We start from the raw sequence: 293 nt of genomic DNA on the forward strand, positions 1-293 counted from the left end.
GCGCCAGTAACGCCCCGGCCGCTGCCGCCGCAACGCCCAGTGTCACCAGTTGCCAAAGGTAGAGCCGCAGCACATCAGCCCGGTGCAAACCAAAGGTACGCATCAGGGCGCTGATATCAAAATGCCGGAGGGCGTAACGCTGCGCTGAAATCGCTACCGCAATGCTGGCCAGCACCACCGCCAACAGAGAGGCCAACGCCAGATACTGGCGGGCTTTTGCCAGCGAACGGGCCATACGCTGATTGCCATCTTCCAGGGTTTCAAATTTTTCCTTGTCGCTGAGCGGCCACTGG

Annotated in this window: 1 pseudogene; it reads right to left on the minus strand. The window is 60.8% G+C overall.

From position 1 onward, the window contains the following. Nucleotides 1-293 (minus strand): annotated as a pseudogene (locus Q4563_RS18950) (ABC transporter permease); the annotation flags it as partial.

It is taken from the genome of Gilvimarinus sp. 1_MG-2023 (assembly GCF_030548285.1).